The following is a 16,894-nucleotide window of genomic DNA, read 5'->3' on the forward strand; positions in this document are numbered from 1 at the left end:
ATATCGGGTATAAAGTTAAAATTTCAGATGATTTTGAGAAAGCACAATTTGTCAATGAAAAGCTGGATAAACAAAGGGGACGCAATGTTTAATCAAAAAAAACAAGAGATAGAAGAGCTTAAACTCCAATTAGTAAATCTCAATATTGAAGTTGGCAAATTGAATGAGAATATAAATACTAAAAATATCTTAATTAAAGGAGAGAGTGCTCTTGTTGAGGAACAAAATGCTAAAATTATAGAAAAAGACAAATTGATTATAGATAATAAAGCCCAAATTGCATATTTTGAAAGCATAGTTACAAATGAGCAAATCAAGGCTGATAAAGCGATAAAGTTCCTAGCACAAAAAGAAGCTGAGCTAGGTATAATTGAGAAATGTATTGAAGAAATTAGAAGTAGGCAGGCTAAGGAAGCAGCTGAAGCTAAATCTAATTTAAAAGAGATAAGAGGAAAAATTGTTAAAAATGAAGATAGATATAATATTCAATCATATGGATTTTATGAACCAATCTTTAAAGATAAATGTAGTGAAGAATTAAAAGAAGAAATTACTAATGTAAGAGAAGTACAGAAAAACTATATACGAAGTGATAAATTTTATCTATGTACAACAGCGTGGAGTGTTAATTCAAGCATGGCAAAAGGAACTCTATTAATTAAAAAATTGGCAAAGAATTATATTACATCTTTTAATTTAATGTGTGATGCGATAATTGACAGAGTTACAGTTGCAAATATAACAAAAACTAAGGATAAAATAATTAAAACGTATCAAACAATAAATAAGCAAGCAGAGTATTACAATATTGAGTTTGTAGAAATCTATTTAAATCTAAAATTAAAAGAACTGGATTTAATGTATAGCTTGGCACTAAAAAAAGAAGAAGAGAAGGAAGAACGTAGAATACAAGCGGAAATGATTAAAGAGCAAAGAAAGGTAGAGAAGGAATTAGAAAAAGAACGGGAAAAGTTAGAAAAGGAATTACATCATTATCAAAATCAATTAGAACATGGTGATGAAAGAATAGCAGAAAAAATAAAAGAAATAAAGCAGCAAATTGAGGCAAATGATTATAGAAAAAATAATAGCCTGGCGGGATATGTATATATTATCGAGAATAAATCATTTGGTGAAGGAATTTATAAAATTGGTGTAACAAGGCGATTAGAGCCACTTGATAGAATTTCAGAACTTTCAAATGCAAGTGTTCCATTTAGGTTTCAATCAAATTGTATTATATTTAGTGAAAATGCTTTCAAACTAGAAAGTGATTTACATAAGGAATTTTCAGAATATAGAGTAAATAAGGTTAATAGCAGGAAAGAGTATTTTAAGGTCTCATTAGATAAAATTGTTGAAGCCATTACAGTAAAATATGGAATTGCGGCAGAATTCAATTTTGAACCTGAGCATAATGAATGGCAAGTAAGTTCACAAGAAGTAATTTACGGCATTGATGAGGATGATGATGAAGACTAAACATGAAAATTGATATTAAGCGTAAGAATATTTGATTACAAGTTAATAAACGAAAGTTGCCTGAAAGTGAGTTAAGAATTTTTCGTAAGTTAAGTAATATAAAAACGAGGCGAAAAATTTATTATAATCAAAAAAATAATATTAGAATTTTAACTGGACTCTTTTGTGATTAGTATAGTTTTATTGAAAATGTAAAAGGAGATATAAACATGGATAAAAGTAGTATATCACCAGATGCTATTGTTGCTGTAATCGGAGCGTTAGCTGGAACGGTTTTGGGGTGGGTATTAAATTCTTTGTCAAATATGGGTAGATTAAAGATAAATATTACAAATGTAGAAACATCGTTTTTAAAAAAAGGTTTTGAAAAATCCACCACCATACCATCAGCATATGACCAAGAACCAGATTATATTAAAATTTCAGTTACGGTTAAGTTATATAATGGGTCTAATAAGACCTGTGGTATCAATAATATACACTATCAGTTAAAAGTAAATCATAAAAAATATGATTTGGACTGCATAATGCAAGGTACAAATGAACTTATTAATGTTGAACCATATAAATTTATAGAAAAGCTGATTTATCATATGAATTCATGCAAAATTGATGATATTGCTTCCAAGAAGATGAAAAATAGTTATAAATTATATTTGAAATATAATATTAGTGGCAAGAGACGAGTGAAAAGAAAGCTAATAGCTAAATAATTATACACTTATAACTATTATTATATACCCTAGGCATTAGAACTAAATATAGAAAAGAAGAAGGAAATAAACTAAAAGGATATTCATTTGTATGGTTTTTGGTCATCTGATATAAGGGAATTAGTTAAAAAAAGTATATAGACAGGGGTTTAAAAGTGAAAAATCTGAATAATGATTTAGATTTATTGAAATTTATTGAAAATCTGGAAGGTTCTACTATCAATATTCCTTCCATAAATGATAATATGCAATTTATTAATGCATCAAGAGAACAAGCAAAGAATCATAAATTCCTTTTTCAATGTACTAAGTCATCCGCATTACTGAGCATTATTCAAAATAAAGAATTATGGCTTACAAATCTAAAGTTAGTAAATGATAAAGAAGAAGCTAATCGAATCGATGCACCAGAATATGAAAGTTCTTATTATGTAGGATGCTTCACATATTGTAGTGACATATCAAGCGAACATTGGGAAGAGTATGGCAATATGGATGATGGTGTTTTATTCAGTGTAAAACAAGAAGGATTTCAGAAAGCTGCTATATTTATGAACTCTGAATGTAAAAAAGAAACTGATAATAGTTTTTTTGAAATTTATAAAAATAATTATGATGCACGAAATGAAAAAATATCAGAGCAAGTAAATAATCATAGAATAATTAATCCTTACTATATATTTGATTTTGACTTTTATCAAGTCGTTTATGATGATAAATTAAAGAAGGATATTTTAGGCTCAAGTTTTACTTATTATCAAGGAATGAAGCTACATGGTCAATCTTTGACACCAACCGTTGCAGGAATAATAAAAAAGACCAAGGGTATTTGTACTCGTAATGATAATGAACCTTATACAAAAGAATGGATTTCGGAAAAAGAAGTTCGACTAAAAGTAGGCATACAACCTTTTCTTGAACCAAAAGAAAAATGGCCGTATTTCCCTAAAATAGCGGTCCCTCTAAATGAATCTGCATTTAATGATTTTCAGATACGATTCAGCCCCCATTTTGAGCATAGTAAAAAAATCAAATTTATAAAGGAACTAAATGTCCTGTTACCTACTATTAATATTTCGGTATTATGATATTTTATGTAAATGCAGAGTTTTTACTATCAAAAATATATAATATTCGAAGTTGAAATATATAGGGTAATCAAATAGAAATGTGAGGATATATTATGATTGTACAAGAGGCACTTGTGATACTAATGAAATTTCAAAATAGAGATAAACTTGTAATGCTTCAAAATGGAATAATGTATATGAAACCATTACAATACTACATAGATTTGGAAAAGAAGTCTTTAAAAAAGTTCGTCGCTGATGAATTAGAGGCAAAAGCAAAGGGCGTACTTATAAATCTGAAAATCATAGACAATGAAAGTAACGAAATATTTTTAGAATCGCCAATCGCTCAAACCACTCTTTCGTTAGGATATGAAAAAAAACCAGTATTTTGCATGTTTTCATTTGATATGAGAAATTGTAGTAAAGAAATAGTGCATGGAGATAAATTAGAATACAAGATGGCTTTCACTGAAAAGCAAAAAGAAGAATTAAAAGAATTTGGAGATTCTGTTCTTGTTATAAAGGACAAAGTTGAATTCGTTAATAGAGTTAAAATTGCATTTGAAAAAAGAAATATTTTGTTTGAAAGAGGTCCTATTTCATATTATGAAGAAGATTCAACGTTTCATTTTACAAATGTTATTAAGGGAGTTAATCATATTGCTTTTTCAAAGCGGGAAGAATATTTTTCGTTACAACAAGAATATAGATTCCTTGCAGATATTAAAGTCCAGAAAGAATTTATTCTTGATATAGGGAATATAGAAGACATTACATCACTGTATCTAATTGAGGATTTTTTAGAAAACGAGTATAAGGCGATATTAACTTTAACTGACTAAATTGAATATCTAAAGTTGGTTTTCTATGACGTATAACAATACATTGTCTTTAAGGGGGATAAATAAGTGAAGATACTATTTGATATTATAGGAACTGTCGGAGGGATTGGGGTTATCATCGCCGCCTTGGCTGGTTTCTTTTCAAAATTTTGGGCTGATGCTTTTATGAATAAAAAAATCGCTGAATATGATAAACAAATAGAATTGTATAAGAATTCTTTAGCATTAGAAACCGAAAAATATAAATCTTTAAATGAACAAATTATATATAAGAATATGAAAATATTTGATATAGAGTTTAGTATATATCAAGAAATTACTCCGTTGGTAATGAAGGTTAGATGGGCAGCAATAAGAGCAATGGGTACTAACCCTAACAAGGATTTTACAGAAGAACATAGTGAAGCGAAGGAAAAATGCCATGAACTTCGCGAGAAAACTTTGAAAAATATATCTTTTATGGATAAGGATATATACAAGATATACGAAGCATTCTATTTTTTGTGTATGAATAGTATGGGAGAAGTTAGAAAGTTTGACTTTGAAGCAGATAAACATTTTGCAGAGGTATGTGTTAAAATAGTTCAAATTGAACAGGCATCTGATGATATAGTAAATATAACAAGAGAGTATTTAAGGAGTATGGCCACAATTAAATAGCACTTCAATCTATAAATCATTTAAAATGCCAATTATTAAGATTTAGATGAACAACAGGAATTCCACGGGATTTTATATACGCCAATGGAATATATTATAGGGGAATAAATTTATGAATTATGAAATGCAACCTTGGGAACTATTGCAAAAGAAAATGATATGGAATCAGCTCTCATTTATACATAATAAAAAAGTACTGGATTTCGGTAGTGGATATGGGATTTCGGCCAATCATTTTGCTGTCAATAATGAAGTGGTAGCTATTGAACCAAATGAAGAAATGATAGCAGGGCATATAATCGAAAATCAATATGTTCAATTAAAAGGAAGCATTGATAAATTAAAGGAAATAGAATCTGATTTTTTTGATATAATTCTTTGCCACAATGTGTTGGAATATGTAGATGAACGGATAGAAATTCTAAATGAGTTCGGAAGAATTTTAAAGGCTAGAGGAACTCTTTCAGTTGTAAAACATAATCGTAATGGACGAGTTATGCAAATGGTTGTTTTACTAAACAATTTTGAACATGCAAATGATTTGTTAAACAGTAAGAATGGTTATGCAAAAGATTTTGGGACAATTAATTACTATGAGGATGAAGATATAACAAAATTGTGTAATGCATTTAAAATTAAGGGAATTTACGGTATTAGGACTTTTTGGCATTTACAGCAGAATCAGGAAATTCATAAGGAGAAAGAATGGCAGGAGAAAATGTTTGATATCGAAACGAAAGTAAGTCAATTGGATGATTTTAAATCAGTAGCTATGTTTCATCATATTATTTTACAGAAAAATTAATGAAGGGAGACGTCATTATGAAAGTACCAACAATAGAACAGGCAGAGAAATTTTTATTAGATGCAGAAGAATTAAATCCAGGACCCTGGGTCTTGCATAATAGAGTAGCAGGCATTTGTGCAAAAACAATAGCAGAACAATGTGATGATATTGACTCAAATGTGGCACAGATATTAGGGATGCTTCATGATATAGGCCGTAGGGGTGGAGTGACTGATATGAAACATATACTTGACGGATATAATTATATGATGGAACAAGGTTTTGAGGATAATGCCAGAATTTGTTTGACGCATTCGTTTCCCTATAAAGATGTAAAAGCTTACAATGGACAAAATGACTGTAATGAATTAGAAACAAAATTCATACAGGATTTCCTTAATAACATTGAATATAATGATTATGACCGTCTAGTTCAATTATGCGATGCCATTTCCTTTTCAACTGGAGCGACATTTGTTGAAAAGAGATTAGTAGATGTTGTTCTTCGTAGGGGATTTAATGATTTGACTATTCCAAAATGGAAAGCGTATCTTGATTTAAAAACTTATTTTGATAAGAAAACGGGGCAGGATATCTATAAGTTACTAGGTGTATAAAAATATTATTAGAGGTGATGTAGATGTTTCAAATAAATTCGCTTTACATTTGTGTAAATGATATGGACAGAGCAATTGCATTTTATGAAGACTTTTTTGAACGGAAAGTAAGAGAAAAAGATAGGGTATATAGCGTATTTGAAATAGACGGTTTTAGATTTGGCCTTTTTGCTTATTTAGAAATGAATGAAAAACATTTATTTGGTAGTAATTGCTTGCCAAGTGTTAGCATAAGTAATAAAACTATTTTAGAAAGTAAATTAAGCAAGCTGAATGTTGTGTTTCTATTATCAAAGATTGGGGAAAACTGGGTAGCTGAGTTTGAAGATAGCGAAGGTAATCGTATTGAAATAACTGCACCAGTAGAGTGTTGATAAACGTCACTAACTTAAAAATTTAGTGCAGTAGTTAACATTGAAAACTTAATATTGTAAGTTAGTAGAAATATGGTAAAATAATTACAAATTTGAATTTACGAGGGAGAGATAACATTGGTAATCAGAAGATTTGTAGAAGAAGATGCTGACGAAACAGCGCAAGTAATTGCAAAAACTTTAAGAATAAGCAATAGTCCAGACTATCCTGCTGAAAACATTGAGGCAAACATTAGTTCTCATTCTCCAGATGTGTTAAAGGAACGTGCTAAAGATGCGAATATGTATGTAGTATGTGATAATGAGAACGTAGTTGGTTGCGGTTCTATAACAGGTTATTGGGGAAGCAAAACAGAAAGCATTTTGTTGACCATTTTTGTTTTACCTGAGTATCAGAATAAAGGTGTAGGACGAAAAATCATTGAAACGCTGGAAAGCGATGAATTCTTTTTAAGAGCTAAACGAGTCGAAATACCCGCATCAATAACAGCTTGCGAGTTTTATAAGAAAATGGGGTATACATATAAAAACAATATAGCTACTCCAGGTGAAGACGGATGTATTCGTTTGGAAAAGCACAGATAACTTCCAATTTGTCGAGAAAAACTACTAACTACATTATTAGTTTAGTAGTTTTTTGCATCCTCAATAAGTGACTAAACTAATAGTTAATGCATAATTGAATCTATTATATTTCAGACCAATTTCAGAAATAGTTTGAGAATCTATCCTCTCAATGCTATAATAAAACGTAATTTGGATATGAATAAAATATAAGTAATTAGAACTTTTTTTAATAGTTAGAAATGATTGGGGACAGTAAATAAATTTAAAATAAAGGGGACATCATAAAATTATGTTAAAATTCATAGGCTTTGCAATAATATTATACACAATCTTTTTAATCCTAAGCGTAATATATACGGTCAAACACAAAACAACATTTTTAGAATTATTTTGTACAAATCTTTTTGTAATTTTCATACTGTTTGTAATTTCAATCACACTATTTCCTATTCCTATTGACCTTAGATATTTGAATATGTGTAGGGAGCATGGTTATGGACGTAAGAATAATTTTATCCCATTTTCCAGTATATATCACATAATTAGCAGGAATGATTTGTCCATAAGCTTACGTCAAGTTGGTGGTAATTTTTGTATGCTAATACCTTTAGGTATATATGCACCATTGTATTTTAAAGGAATGAACAAGATAAAAAACTTTTTCATTTTAGCATTGCTAGTTTCAGCAGGAATTGAATTTTTACAATTCTTCATTGGTGTCATATTACAATATAATTATCGGTCTGTAGATGTCGATGATATCATTCTTAATGTATCAGGCTCTATGATTGGATACATAATATATCTTATAATAAAACCATTGTATTATAAAATCCTTAACAAAAATGAGACAAAAAAAGAATAACAAGATGGACAAACTTAAGATTCAATTATAAAATACAATTAATAAAAATTTTTCAAACCCCAACTCTACGCCAAAATTGTACCTTCCCCTACGCCACAATTCAAAAATTACTCCATTTTTACGCCATTTTTTTAACAAAATTTAACTCGATTTAACGATATTTAACAACTAACCCCAACAAATATATGATATGATAATCAACAACAACTTCACATAAATGCACACAAAGTTTCATCCGAATCCTTACAACCCCAGTATTCAAGCCATTTTTTTATGCGCAATGGCTCGTAATACCAGCCAATACCACCAACATCCCACTCCCCTCAAGAAAGGAAACACACCCCTATGTTCCGTTTATGGTGCAAAATCTTCAACGAGAATCACCTCATGAAAGATACAGTAATATGCAATGACAATTCAAATATGACACGTACGCAAAAAATATTCACATCAATAGAAGCTGCCTGTTATGAGTTCGATCTGGGAAAGCCTATTTGGTTAGAGTCCAATATCGAAAGCTTCAAGCGCCACTCAAAAGTAAGGTTTTTGCAAGATAATTTTATAGATCATATTGATTTTGATTTTTTAGAGATTCATGTAATAGAGGAAGATTAGAAAAGCAGAGATTACATTCATTCGATCACATTCCGCTTTTCCCCTCTAATAAATGCCGCAATATTTTCATATACTTCATCCATCAAACGAGATCTCGCCTCGAAAGTTGCCCAAGCAATGTGAGGCGTAATAATAAGTTTGCAGCTGTCTTTGATAGTGAGCAGTGGATTACTTGCTTCAATAGGCTCCTTGCAAATCACATCAAGCCCAGCTCCATCAATTAAATCTTCGTTCAATGCATTTGCAAGATCAGTTTCATTTACAATTGGACCACGTCCTAGATTAAGAAGAATTGCAGATCTTTTCATCTTTGTAAATGCTTCATAGTTCATTAGATTTTCAGTCGCAGAATTGAGTGGTGCATGAATTGATATCACATCAGATTGTGCGAGCAGTTCGTCAAAGGAAACTCTTTCGTATTCGCTGTTATTATTCTTTCCAGAAGTTGAGTAATACACGACCCTGCAGCCAAATGCTTTAGCAACGCTTGCAACATTTCTTCCAATTTCGCCAAGTCCAATAATTCCCCATGTCTTATCATGAAGTTCTACAAATATTTTATCAAAATTAGTGAATATAGAACTCTTTGCGTAATCTCCAGATTTTACGTAATTATCGTAATAACTTAATTTCTCTAATATATAGAATAGTAATGCAAAGGTATGCTGAACAACGGAATTAGTTGAATACCCGGCAACATTCGTAACCGTAATCTTTCGCTTATCCGTATAAATTAAGTCTACATTGTTATAGCCAGTTGCAGTAAGCGCAATCATTTTAAGGTTTGGCGCATTTTTTAAGGAAGCCTCATTCATCGGTACCTTATTTACAATTGCTATATCAGCATCAGCAAGTCGAATAGCCACCTCTTCTGCAGTGCTCGACTTGTAGATCTCAACATCCCCCAGTTTATTAAACTGTCCTAAAGCAATATCGTCTCCCAGGGTAAGTGAATCCGTAATCACAATCTTCATAATCCATCCATCTCCTTCACTATAATAAATATGAGCATGTGAGCACTTTAACCCCTTGCGGATATTAATTCTGCCAACATACTCATACCATATTTTCAACTCTAAAATTTAAATACTCTAAAATCCATCAATGTTTAAAAGCTTATCTACGCTATTAATTGAATCATAACTAATCAATTTCCATCCCCCAAAGGGAGAACTCACAAAGCCAGTGTCCCCAAAGGGAGAACTCACAAAGCCAGTGTCCCCAAGGGAGAACCCACAAAGCCAGTGTCCCCAAGGGGAGAGCCCATAAAGCCGGATCCTACAAAACCGGTGCCGCCACCATCAAATGAAATTGTGAATATGAATTTGCAATTATTCATTTTGCCGTCGACCGGCTGAAAGCAATGCCCATATTTTGTCAAGACTCAGATGAAAAGCGAACGTAAGTGAGCCTTTTCATCATCTCTGAGGCTTGTAAAAAATATATTGCTTGAAGGAAAGGCAGGCAAAATAAATAATTACAAATCCATATTCACTCACAACATAGTGGGTAAAAGCCACAACAAACTATGTGGCCCCCCCTTCAAGCTCTTATAAGCGTTTCAACAATGCTTCTCTTTCTTTTTCAAATCCAGGTTTGCCAAGTAATGCAAACATATTTGCTTTGTAACTTTCAACGCCTGGTTGATTAAATGGATTCACGCCTAAAATGTATCCGCTCAAACCAACAGCAAATTCAAAGAAGTAGAATAATTCGCCAAGGTAGAATTCGTTTTGCTCTGGAATATTAACCAAAAGATTTGGAACATTGCCATCTGTATGAGCAAGAATCGTTCCGTTCATTGCACTCTTATTGATAAAATCAACAGTTTTTCCAGCTAAATAATTGAGTCCATCAAGATCATTTTCTTCTTCTTCAATGATAATCGTATTCTTTACATGTTCTATGTTAAGAACAGTTTCAAACATAATGCGTGAACCGTCTTGGATAAATTGTCCCATTGAGTGAAGGTCTGATGTGAGATCTACAGATGCAGGTAAAATACCCTTATTGTCCTTGCCTTCGCTTTCGCCGAATAACTGTTTCCACCATTCAAGTGTATAGTGAAGACTTGGCTCATAATCGCATAAAATCTCGACTTCTTTTCCTTTTCGAAGAAGGATATTACGAACTGCAGCATATTTCATAGAATCATTATCTTCAAAGTCAAGTTCGAGAGCACGTTTTCGGCCAGATGCAGCACCTTCCATAAGCTTGTCTATATCAGCGCCACTTGTAGCGATTGGAAGAAGACCAACAGCAGTGAGAACTGAGAAACGACCGCCGATATCATCAGGTACAACAAATGTTTCGTAACCCTCTTCGGTAGAAAGGTTTTTCAATGCACCTTGTGATTTATCGGTTGTAGCATATATTCTTTTAGCAGCAGCCTCTTTGCCATATTTGTTAATAAGAAGCTTTTTGAAAACACGGAATGCAACTGCAGGCTCGGTAGTAGTACCTGATTTTGATATAATATTTACAGAAAAATCTCTTTCTCCGATAACATCTATTAGATTTGAAATATAATTAGAGCTTATGCTATTTCCTACAAAATAAATCTCTGGTGTTTTCCTGATTTCTTTTGAAACAGAGTTGTAGAAATTATGTCTTAGAAATTCAATTGCTGCTCTTGCTCCAAGATAAGAGCCGCCAATTCCAATGACTAGAAGTACTTCTGAATCTGATTGAATCTTAGAAGCGGCAGCTTTGATTCTATCGAATTCGTTCTTGTCATAATCAATAGGAAGATCAAGCCATCCAAGATATTCATGTCCCTCTCCATTTTTAGATAGTAGCAAATCCTTTGCATTCTGAGTGATTGATTTCATTGAGTCAAGCTCATGTTGGTGCATGTATCCTAATGTTCTTGTATAATCAAAACTAACTTTTGGCATCATAAAATTCTCCTTTTTTTCTTCGTTTGTTAGGATTATTATACCATCTTAAGTATATATTTCAAGTTAAATATTCTTCGAGTATCTCTTCTAGAATACGGTTGTCCATAGGAGATCTTGTGACAGTTGACTCGATTTTCTCAAAATTCTTATTTAATTTATTGAATTCAGTCGAGGCTTCCTTTGAAAAATGCTTAAGTGCGTTGTCCTTCATAGATTCACGATGTACGGTGGTATTATCAAGATAATCAACGAGTTCAACGATTACAGAGCGCTTTTGATTATCCGCATCGACTATTTGTTCAAGAAGTTTAATCGCTATAGCCGAAAGTGTACCAATTCCAAGACCAAAAGTTACAGCAGAGAAGTTATTTTGAAAAACGAGTGCGTTAATAATTCCGAGTGATATACATATGTATTCCATTTCTTTAGAAATATTATTCAGTCCATTTAAACTAAATCCACAGAACCGATAATTTTCCAAAGCCTTTTCCACAAATACGTTCACATTATTAATACGAATATCTAGTTTCCGACAATTATCATATTTTAATCGAATCTGCTTTACCAAAGAATTATTTGAATTCTCTCTTGTCATACTTCCATAAATGCTCCCAACAATAATTTTGCTCAGCATTCCCAAAACAAATGCTACAAGCATTAATACCCATAGAACCTTCATATCTAAATGCCCCTTTCACCTTTTATATAAAGTTGTACGCCTAATATTATATTGCAAGAAAATATATTTAGATAGATGGCGGTGGCAAAAATCGTTCAACAAAAATGGGGCAAAATCGCCATTTAACGGCATTTTACCCCATGATATGCTATGATAATCCATATTATTTATAGAATTTTGTAGAAAAATTCTTAAAACCATTGGCGGTTATAGAAGTCATTACATAACTTCTAACAACCTATATTCTTGCCACAAGTTCCCTTATAAGCAGAACTGAATTCTTAATTGCCTGGGCTTCAAATGTTGGATAATCCATAGTTGCACTATCATCCGCTTTATCTGAAATTGCTCTTAATATAAGAAAAGGTACGTTGTTTAAATAAGCAGCCTGCGCAATTGCGGCACCTTCCATCTCCGTACAGTAACCCGAAAAATTAGAAATAATCTTATCCTTAACCTCTTTATTAGAAATAAATTGGTCACCACTTACAATTCGTCCAATATGAACGCCCACCCGGGGAATCACATTTGCGCAGCTGTCCTTTGCCAAGGCAATTAACTTTTCGTCTGCTTTAAAGGATAGTGTTTCCATTCTAGGAATTTGACCGAGTGCATAACCAAATCCACTAGCATCCATATCATGATGCAAAACATCATCAGAAATGACAATATCAGCAATATCAATTTCTGACTTTAAGGAGCCTGCAATTCCCGTATTAATTACATAATCAACGCCAAAATCATCAACAAGAATCTGTGTGCAAACAGCAGCGTTTACCTTACCGATACCACTTCTAACGATAACAACATCTTTACCAGATAATTTTCCCATATTAAAAGTCATTGATGCTTTATTTTCGACCTTTTCGACTTCCATTTCATTTACAATCTGAAGGACTTCTTCATCCATTGCTCCTATTATACCTATCATTATTTCTCCAATCTATTCAATTCTAATATTAATTAGATTATATAGAAAAAAATTACAAATGGCAAATCAAATTCAATCGTGCTATAATAAACGCGATATAATGAATGTAATATAATGAATGTAATATAATGAATGTGGTATAATGAACACAATATTACGATCGTAAAATATCGAACACACAATAACAAACGCAAAATAATGAACCCAACAATAATGCAATAGGCATATATATGTTATGCAATCTAGAAAGGAATAAAACCATGAAATATATGACAAAAGGAGTTTGTTCACGTTCAATTCAATTTGATGTGGAAGATAACATAGTTAAGAGAGTAAAATTTGATGGCGGATGTGCCGGAAACAGCCAAGGGGTTGCAAGCCTTGTGGATGGTATGAATATTGATGAAGCAATTAGACGTATGGAGAATATAAAATGTGGATTTAAAACTACGTCGTGCCCAGATCAGTTAGCAAATGCTTTAAAAGAGTACAAGGCAAATCAATAATGGGTAATGATAGGAGATTTAAAAGAATATATGTTGAAATAACAAATGCATGTAATCTGTCTTGTACTTTTTGTCAGGAGACAAAAAGAGATAAAAGATTTATGAGCGTTGAAGAATTTACACATATAATTGAAGAGATAAAACCATATACTGACTATATATATTTACATGTGAAGGGTGAGCCCCTGCTTCATCCAGAATTAGAACAAATCCTTCAAATATGTGAAGACAATCATATTCGAATCAATATAACAACGAATGGAACAATGGTAAGAAAACGACTTGACATTTTAACCTCTCATCAGGTTCACCAGATTAATATTTCAATGCACAGTGCAGACGACAACTCAAATATTGATTTAGATGAATATGTGAAAGATTTGTTTTATAGCTGTAATGAAATCAACCGTTTAACGAACACAGAAATATCCCTCAGATTATGGAATACGCCAAGTGACCCCAATCTGTTTGGACAAAGTAACTGCAAAATAAGACAGCATTTGTACGTGAATGTAAGAAGTCCGTTTGAATGGCCAGATATTAATAATGAGTATTCAAATGAATCTGGATTTTGTCAGGGGCTTAGAACACATTTAGCGATTCTGTGTGATGGAACGGTTGTTCCCTGTTGTTTGGATGGAAATGGAATAATTAATCTTGGGAACATTTTTTGGACACATTTAAGTGATATTCTTGCAGAAAAGCGATGCAATGACGTCATAAATAACTTTAGAAATAGAAAAGCGCATGAGCCATTGTGTGTGCATTGCAGCTATAAGGAAAGATTTACGAAGTAGTATAATGAAGAGTAAATTTGCTAATTATTACAAATAATTTCAACACATATAGTAAAAAAATCAGAAAGGTTCTGAAAAATAATGAAAAAAATCGTACTTACAGGTGGTGGAACTGCTGGACATGTAACTCCCAATATTGCATTGCTTCCAAGTTTGAAAGAGGCAGGATATGAAGTCTTTTACATTGGATCATATGAAGGAATCGAGAAGAAACTAATAGAAGAAATGGACATACCATATTATGCAATTTCATCAGGAAAGCTAAGACGTTATAGTAGTTTGAAAAATTTCAGCGATCCATTTAGAGTACTGAAAGGGTTTGGCCAAGCTTTAAAATTAATGAAGCAAATCAAACCCGATATCGTATTTTCAAAAGGTGGGTTTGTTTCGGTCCCAGTAGTGTTGGCTGCCGGAAAAAATAAAATCCCCGCAATTATTCACGAGTCCGATATGACACCAGGGCTTGCAAATAAGATAGCCATGCATGCAGCCGTGAAGATATGTTGTAATTTTCCTGAAACTTTGAATTTCGTACCAGCAGATAAGGCGGAACTGACGGGTTCGCCCATTAGAGCAGAACTTCTGTGTGGTAATAAAATAAAAGGACTTGAACTATGTGGATTTACAGCGAACAAACCGGTCATTTTGGTAATCGGTGGAAGCTCAGGGGCTGTAAAGGTGAATGAGGCAGTTAGAAATGTATTACCTGAATTATTAAAAAAATATCAAGTTGTACACATTTGTGGAAAAGGAAAAACAGATGAAAGCCTTAACAAAGTACAAGGATATGTTCAATTTGAGTATAGTAACAAAGAGCTTCGTGATCTATTTGCAATGTGTGATATTGTTATTTCAAGAGCGGGTGCAAATGCTATTTGTGAGTTGCTAGCACTTAAGAAACCCAACCTTTTAATTCCGTTATCTGCAAATGCAAGCCGTGGCGATCAAATACTAAATGCAATATCATTTAAACAGCAAGGCTTTAGCAGTGTACTTCCAGAAGAGGACATTACACCAAAGAGAATGCTTGATGCAGTAAATGAATTATACAATAACAAAGATAGATACTATGAAGCAATGGAGTCAAGTCAACAAGGAAATGCAATAGATCTAATTATGGATTTAATTAAAGAAAACACCAAATAATGCATGGACAATATTCGTAATGACAATTAGGATAGAGGAGAAATGTATGTCAAATTTGAAATATAGTAGACAGAGAAAAGCAATTGTAGATTTTCTGGAAAGCCGAACAGATCATCCAACAGCAGATATCGTATATATAAATATGAGAAAAGAATTTCCTAAAATTAGTTTAGGAACAGTGTACAGGAATTTATCGCTACTGGTTGAAATAGGAGAAGCAATTAAAGTGCCATGTAGTGACGGCGCCGAACATTTTGACGGTTGTACACTGAAGCATTATCATTTTCAGTGTAATCGATGCGGTGCAGTTCTGGATTTGAATATAACTGATATGGATTCAATACAAGATTTAAATAAAATCGCAAATGTAAATTTTGGTGGTAACATTGAAGGCAATAGTATATTTTTTTATGGAAAGTGTCCCAAATGTGCGAAAGAATTAAAAAGGTAAATAATCTATAATAATATTGACAAAGGCCAATCTTAATGATATTATAAAACAGTAATCGTTATCATTACTAATTATAAATACGAAAAGATATAATAGAAAAAGGAGAATTAAATATGAAATATGTATGTACAGTTTGCGGTTATGTTCACGAAGGAGATCAACCACCAGAACAATGTCCAGTTTGCAAGGCACCAGCTGCAAAATTTAAAGCGCAAGAAGGCGAAATGGTTTGGGCAGTTGAACATGTTGTTGGCGTAGCACAGGGTGTAAGCCAAGATATTATTGATGATCTTAGAGCTAACTTCAATGGAGAATGTTCAGAAGTTGGTATGTATCTAGCAATGGCTAGAGTTGCTCATAGAGAAGGATATTCTGAAATCGGAATGTACTATGAGAAAGCAGCATACGAAGAAGCAGAACATGCTTCAAAATTTGCTGAATTACTTGGAGAAGTATTAACAAATAGCACCAAAAAGAATCTTGAATTAAGAGTAGCTGCTGAAAATGGAGCTTGTGCAGGTAAAGTTGATTTAGCAAAACGTGCAAAAGAAGCAAATCTTGATGCAATTCATGATACAGTTCATGAAATGGGTAGAGACGAAGCACGTCACGGCAAAGCTTTCCAGGGATTATTAAATAGATACTTTGCTTAATTAGAAATGCAATAAAATTAATTGTTTAAGACTTTTCGGGTGTATGGAAGAAATTCTATACACCCATATTTTTGTAAAAGAGGTTGTTAGACGCTTTTCATCTAACAACCTCTTGATTATATTGGTTCCACTTCAAATTGGAATTGAACAAAATCGCTACGCGATGGCCTACCAAGGTTGTGGCTAAGCGATTTTTTGTTATCTATTTTTAAAAGGCAGTAGAAAAAATTTCTGAT

Annotated in this window: 20 protein-coding genes; 16 read left to right on the forward strand and 4 right to left on the reverse strand. The window is 32.5% G+C overall.

Going from position 1 to position 16,894, the window contains the following annotated elements; genetic code table 11:
- Nucleotides 1-84 precede the first annotated feature (84 nt).
- The 11 genes from BMY18_RS12735 (at nucleotide 85) to BMY18_RS12785 (ending at nucleotide 8,595) form a co-directional block, all read left to right on the forward strand.
- A complete protein-coding gene (locus tag BMY18_RS12735; protein ID WP_170841397.1) occupies nucleotides 85-1,482 on the forward strand; it encodes an SNIPE associated domain-containing protein in 1,398 nt (465 codons plus the stop codon).
- A gap of 209 nt (nucleotides 1,483-1,691) precedes the next feature.
- Nucleotides 1,692-2,195, forward strand: a complete 504-nt coding sequence (locus BMY18_RS12740) for a hypothetical protein (protein ID WP_092454609.1) — start codon at nucleotides 1,692-1,694, stop codon at nucleotides 2,193-2,195.
- 155 nt (nucleotides 2,196-2,350) lie between these two features.
- On the forward strand, nucleotides 2,351-3,283 hold the full coding sequence (locus BMY18_RS12745) for a hypothetical protein (protein ID WP_092454611.1): 933 nt from the start codon (nucleotides 2,351-2,353) through the stop codon (nucleotides 3,281-3,283).
- A 95-nt stretch (nucleotides 3,284-3,378) separates the two neighbouring features.
- The gene (locus tag BMY18_RS12750; RefSeq protein WP_092454613.1) at nucleotides 3,379-4,110 is read left to right on the forward strand and encodes a hypothetical protein; all 732 of its coding nucleotides are present in this window, start codon (nucleotides 3,379-3,381) and stop codon (nucleotides 4,108-4,110) included.
- A gap of 66 nt (nucleotides 4,111-4,176) precedes the next feature.
- On the forward strand, nucleotides 4,177-4,770 hold the full coding sequence (locus BMY18_RS12755) for a hypothetical protein (protein ID WP_092454615.1): 594 nt from the start codon (nucleotides 4,177-4,179) through the stop codon (nucleotides 4,768-4,770).
- Nucleotides 4,771-4,882: 112 nt separating this feature from the next.
- Nucleotides 4,883-5,575 carry a class I SAM-dependent methyltransferase gene (locus tag BMY18_RS12760; RefSeq protein WP_092454617.1) on the forward strand — a complete coding sequence of 231 codons (693 nt, stop codon included), beginning with the start codon at nucleotides 4,883-4,885 and terminating at the stop codon, nucleotides 5,573-5,575.
- A 17-nt stretch (nucleotides 5,576-5,592) separates the two neighbouring features.
- Nucleotides 5,593-6,174 (forward strand): phosphohydrolase, encoded by a 582-nt coding sequence (locus tag BMY18_RS12765; RefSeq protein ID WP_242941031.1) that lies wholly within the window; start codon nucleotides 5,593-5,595, stop codon nucleotides 6,172-6,174.
- Between the two features lie 23 nt (nucleotides 6,175-6,197).
- Nucleotides 6,198-6,548: a VOC family protein gene (locus tag BMY18_RS12770; RefSeq protein ID WP_092454621.1), complete on the forward strand. Its 351-nt coding sequence runs from the start codon at nucleotides 6,198-6,200 to the stop codon at nucleotides 6,546-6,548.
- A 117-nt stretch (nucleotides 6,549-6,665) separates the two neighbouring features.
- Nucleotides 6,666-7,133, forward strand: coding sequence for a GNAT family N-acetyltransferase (locus tag BMY18_RS12775; protein WP_092454623.1), 468 nt, complete (start codon nucleotides 6,666-6,668; stop codon nucleotides 7,131-7,133).
- A gap of 271 nt (nucleotides 7,134-7,404) precedes the next feature.
- Entirely contained in the window at nucleotides 7,405-7,980 is a 576-nt protein-coding gene (locus BMY18_RS12780) for a VanZ family protein (RefSeq protein ID WP_092454625.1), read from the forward strand.
- A gap of 345 nt (nucleotides 7,981-8,325) precedes the next feature.
- On the forward strand, nucleotides 8,326-8,595 hold the full coding sequence (locus tag BMY18_RS12785) for a hypothetical protein (protein WP_092454627.1): 270 nt from the start codon (nucleotides 8,326-8,328) through the stop codon (nucleotides 8,593-8,595).
- Nucleotides 8,596-8,612: 17 nt separating this feature from the next.
- Here the strand turns inward: BMY18_RS12785 and BMY18_RS12790 are convergent, their stop codons facing one another.
- The 4 genes from BMY18_RS12790 to BMY18_RS12805 form a co-directional block, all read right to left on the reverse strand.
- Entirely contained in the window at nucleotides 8,613-9,569 is a 957-nt protein-coding gene (locus BMY18_RS12790; protein WP_330385982.1) for a D-2-hydroxyacid dehydrogenase, read from the reverse strand.
- A 576-nt stretch (nucleotides 9,570-10,145) separates the two neighbouring features.
- Nucleotides 10,146-11,495: a glucose-6-phosphate isomerase gene (locus BMY18_RS12795; protein WP_330385983.1), complete on the reverse strand. Its 1,350-nt coding sequence runs from the start codon at nucleotides 11,493-11,495 to the stop codon at nucleotides 10,146-10,148.
- 58 nt (nucleotides 11,496-11,553) lie between these two features.
- Nucleotides 11,554-12,174: a hypothetical protein gene (locus BMY18_RS12800; protein WP_092454629.1), complete on the reverse strand. Its 621-nt coding sequence runs from the start codon at nucleotides 12,172-12,174 to the stop codon at nucleotides 11,554-11,556.
- A 238-nt stretch (nucleotides 12,175-12,412) separates the two neighbouring features.
- Nucleotides 12,413-13,105 (reverse strand): 5'-methylthioadenosine/adenosylhomocysteine nucleosidase, encoded by a 693-nt coding sequence (locus tag BMY18_RS12805; RefSeq protein ID WP_092454631.1) that lies wholly within the window; start codon nucleotides 13,103-13,105, stop codon nucleotides 12,413-12,415.
- Nucleotides 13,106-13,365: 260 nt separating this feature from the next.
- Between BMY18_RS12805 and BMY18_RS12810 the strand changes: the two genes are divergently transcribed.
- From BMY18_RS12810 to BMY18_RS12830, 5 genes are all read left to right on the forward strand, one after another.
- A complete protein-coding gene (locus tag BMY18_RS12810) occupies nucleotides 13,366-13,611 on the forward strand; it encodes a TIGR03905 family TSCPD domain-containing protein (protein WP_092454633.1) in 246 nt (81 codons plus the stop codon).
- A complete protein-coding gene (locus BMY18_RS12815; protein WP_092454635.1) occupies nucleotides 13,611-14,408 on the forward strand; it encodes a radical SAM/SPASM domain-containing protein in 798 nt (265 codons plus the stop codon). Before BMY18_RS12810 ends, BMY18_RS12815 begins: the two co-directional genes overlap by 1 nt.
- 81 nt (nucleotides 14,409-14,489) lie before the next feature.
- Nucleotides 14,490-15,554, forward strand: coding sequence for an undecaprenyldiphospho-muramoylpentapeptide beta-N-acetylglucosaminyltransferase (locus tag BMY18_RS12820; protein ID WP_092454637.1), 1,065 nt, complete (start codon nucleotides 14,490-14,492; stop codon nucleotides 15,552-15,554).
- A gap of 46 nt (nucleotides 15,555-15,600) precedes the next feature.
- Nucleotides 15,601-16,005, forward strand: a complete 405-nt coding sequence (locus tag BMY18_RS12825; protein WP_092454639.1) for a Fur family transcriptional regulator — start codon at nucleotides 15,601-15,603, stop codon at nucleotides 16,003-16,005.
- Between the two features lie 113 nt (nucleotides 16,006-16,118).
- Nucleotides 16,119-16,658: an NADH peroxidase gene (locus BMY18_RS12830; RefSeq protein WP_092454640.1), complete on the forward strand. Its 540-nt coding sequence runs from the start codon at nucleotides 16,119-16,121 to the stop codon at nucleotides 16,656-16,658.
- Nucleotides 16,659-16,894: the final 236 nt, after the last annotated feature.

Origin of the sequence: [Clostridium] fimetarium, assembly GCF_900111235.1 — a bacterium.
In the GTDB taxonomy this organism is placed as follows: Bacteria; Bacillota; Clostridia; order Lachnospirales; family Lachnospiraceae; genus Clostridium_N; species Clostridium_N fimetarium.

Bases quoted from the DNA above. Each gene is read 5' to 3' on its own strand.
- BMY18_RS12750 (WP_092454613.1), top strand. From the start codon at position 3,379: ATGATTGTACAAGAGGCACTTGTGATACTAATGAAATTTCAAAATAGA.
- BMY18_RS12770 (WP_092454621.1), top strand. From the start codon at position 6,198: ATGTTTCAAATAAATTCGCTTTACATTTGTGTAAATGATATGGACAGA.
- BMY18_RS12790 (WP_330385982.1), bottom strand. From the start codon at position 9,569: ATGAAGATTGTGATTACGGATTCACTTACCCTGGGAGACGATATTGCT.
- BMY18_RS12805 (WP_092454631.1), bottom strand. From the start codon at position 13,105: ATGATAGGTATAATAGGAGCAATGGATGAAGAAGTCCTTCAGATTGTA.
- BMY18_RS12820 (WP_092454637.1), top strand. From the start codon at position 14,490: ATGAAAAAAATCGTACTTACAGGTGGTGGAACTGCTGGACATGTAACT.
- BMY18_RS12825 (WP_092454639.1), top strand. From the start codon at position 15,601: ATGTCAAATTTGAAATATAGTAGACAGAGAAAAGCAATTGTAGATTTT.
- BMY18_RS12810 (WP_092454633.1), top strand. From the start codon at position 13,366: ATGAAATATATGACAAAAGGAGTTTGTTCACGTTCAATTCAATTTGAT.
- BMY18_RS12780 (WP_092454625.1), top strand. From the start codon at position 7,405: ATGTTAAAATTCATAGGCTTTGCAATAATATTATACACAATCTTTTTA.
- BMY18_RS12800 (WP_092454629.1), bottom strand. From the start codon at position 12,174: ATGAAGGTTCTATGGGTATTAATGCTTGTAGCATTTGTTTTGGGAATG.
- BMY18_RS12815 (WP_092454635.1), top strand. From the start codon at position 13,611: ATGGGTAATGATAGGAGATTTAAAAGAATATATGTTGAAATAACAAAT.
- BMY18_RS12830 (WP_092454640.1), top strand. From the start codon at position 16,119: ATGAAATATGTATGTACAGTTTGCGGTTATGTTCACGAAGGAGATCAA.
- BMY18_RS12760 (WP_092454617.1), top strand. From the start codon at position 4,883: ATGAATTATGAAATGCAACCTTGGGAACTATTGCAAAAGAAAATGATA.
- BMY18_RS12795 (WP_330385983.1), bottom strand. From the start codon at position 11,495: ATGATGCCAAAAGTTAGTTTTGATTATACAAGAACATTAGGATACATG.
- BMY18_RS12740 (WP_092454609.1), top strand. From the start codon at position 1,692: ATGGATAAAAGTAGTATATCACCAGATGCTATTGTTGCTGTAATCGGA.
- BMY18_RS12735 (WP_170841397.1), top strand. From the start codon at position 85: ATGTTTAATCAAAAAAAACAAGAGATAGAAGAGCTTAAACTCCAATTA.
- BMY18_RS12765 (WP_242941031.1), top strand. From the start codon at position 5,593: ATGAAAGTACCAACAATAGAACAGGCAGAGAAATTTTTATTAGATGCA.
- BMY18_RS12785 (WP_092454627.1), top strand. From the start codon at position 8,326: ATGTTCCGTTTATGGTGCAAAATCTTCAACGAGAATCACCTCATGAAA.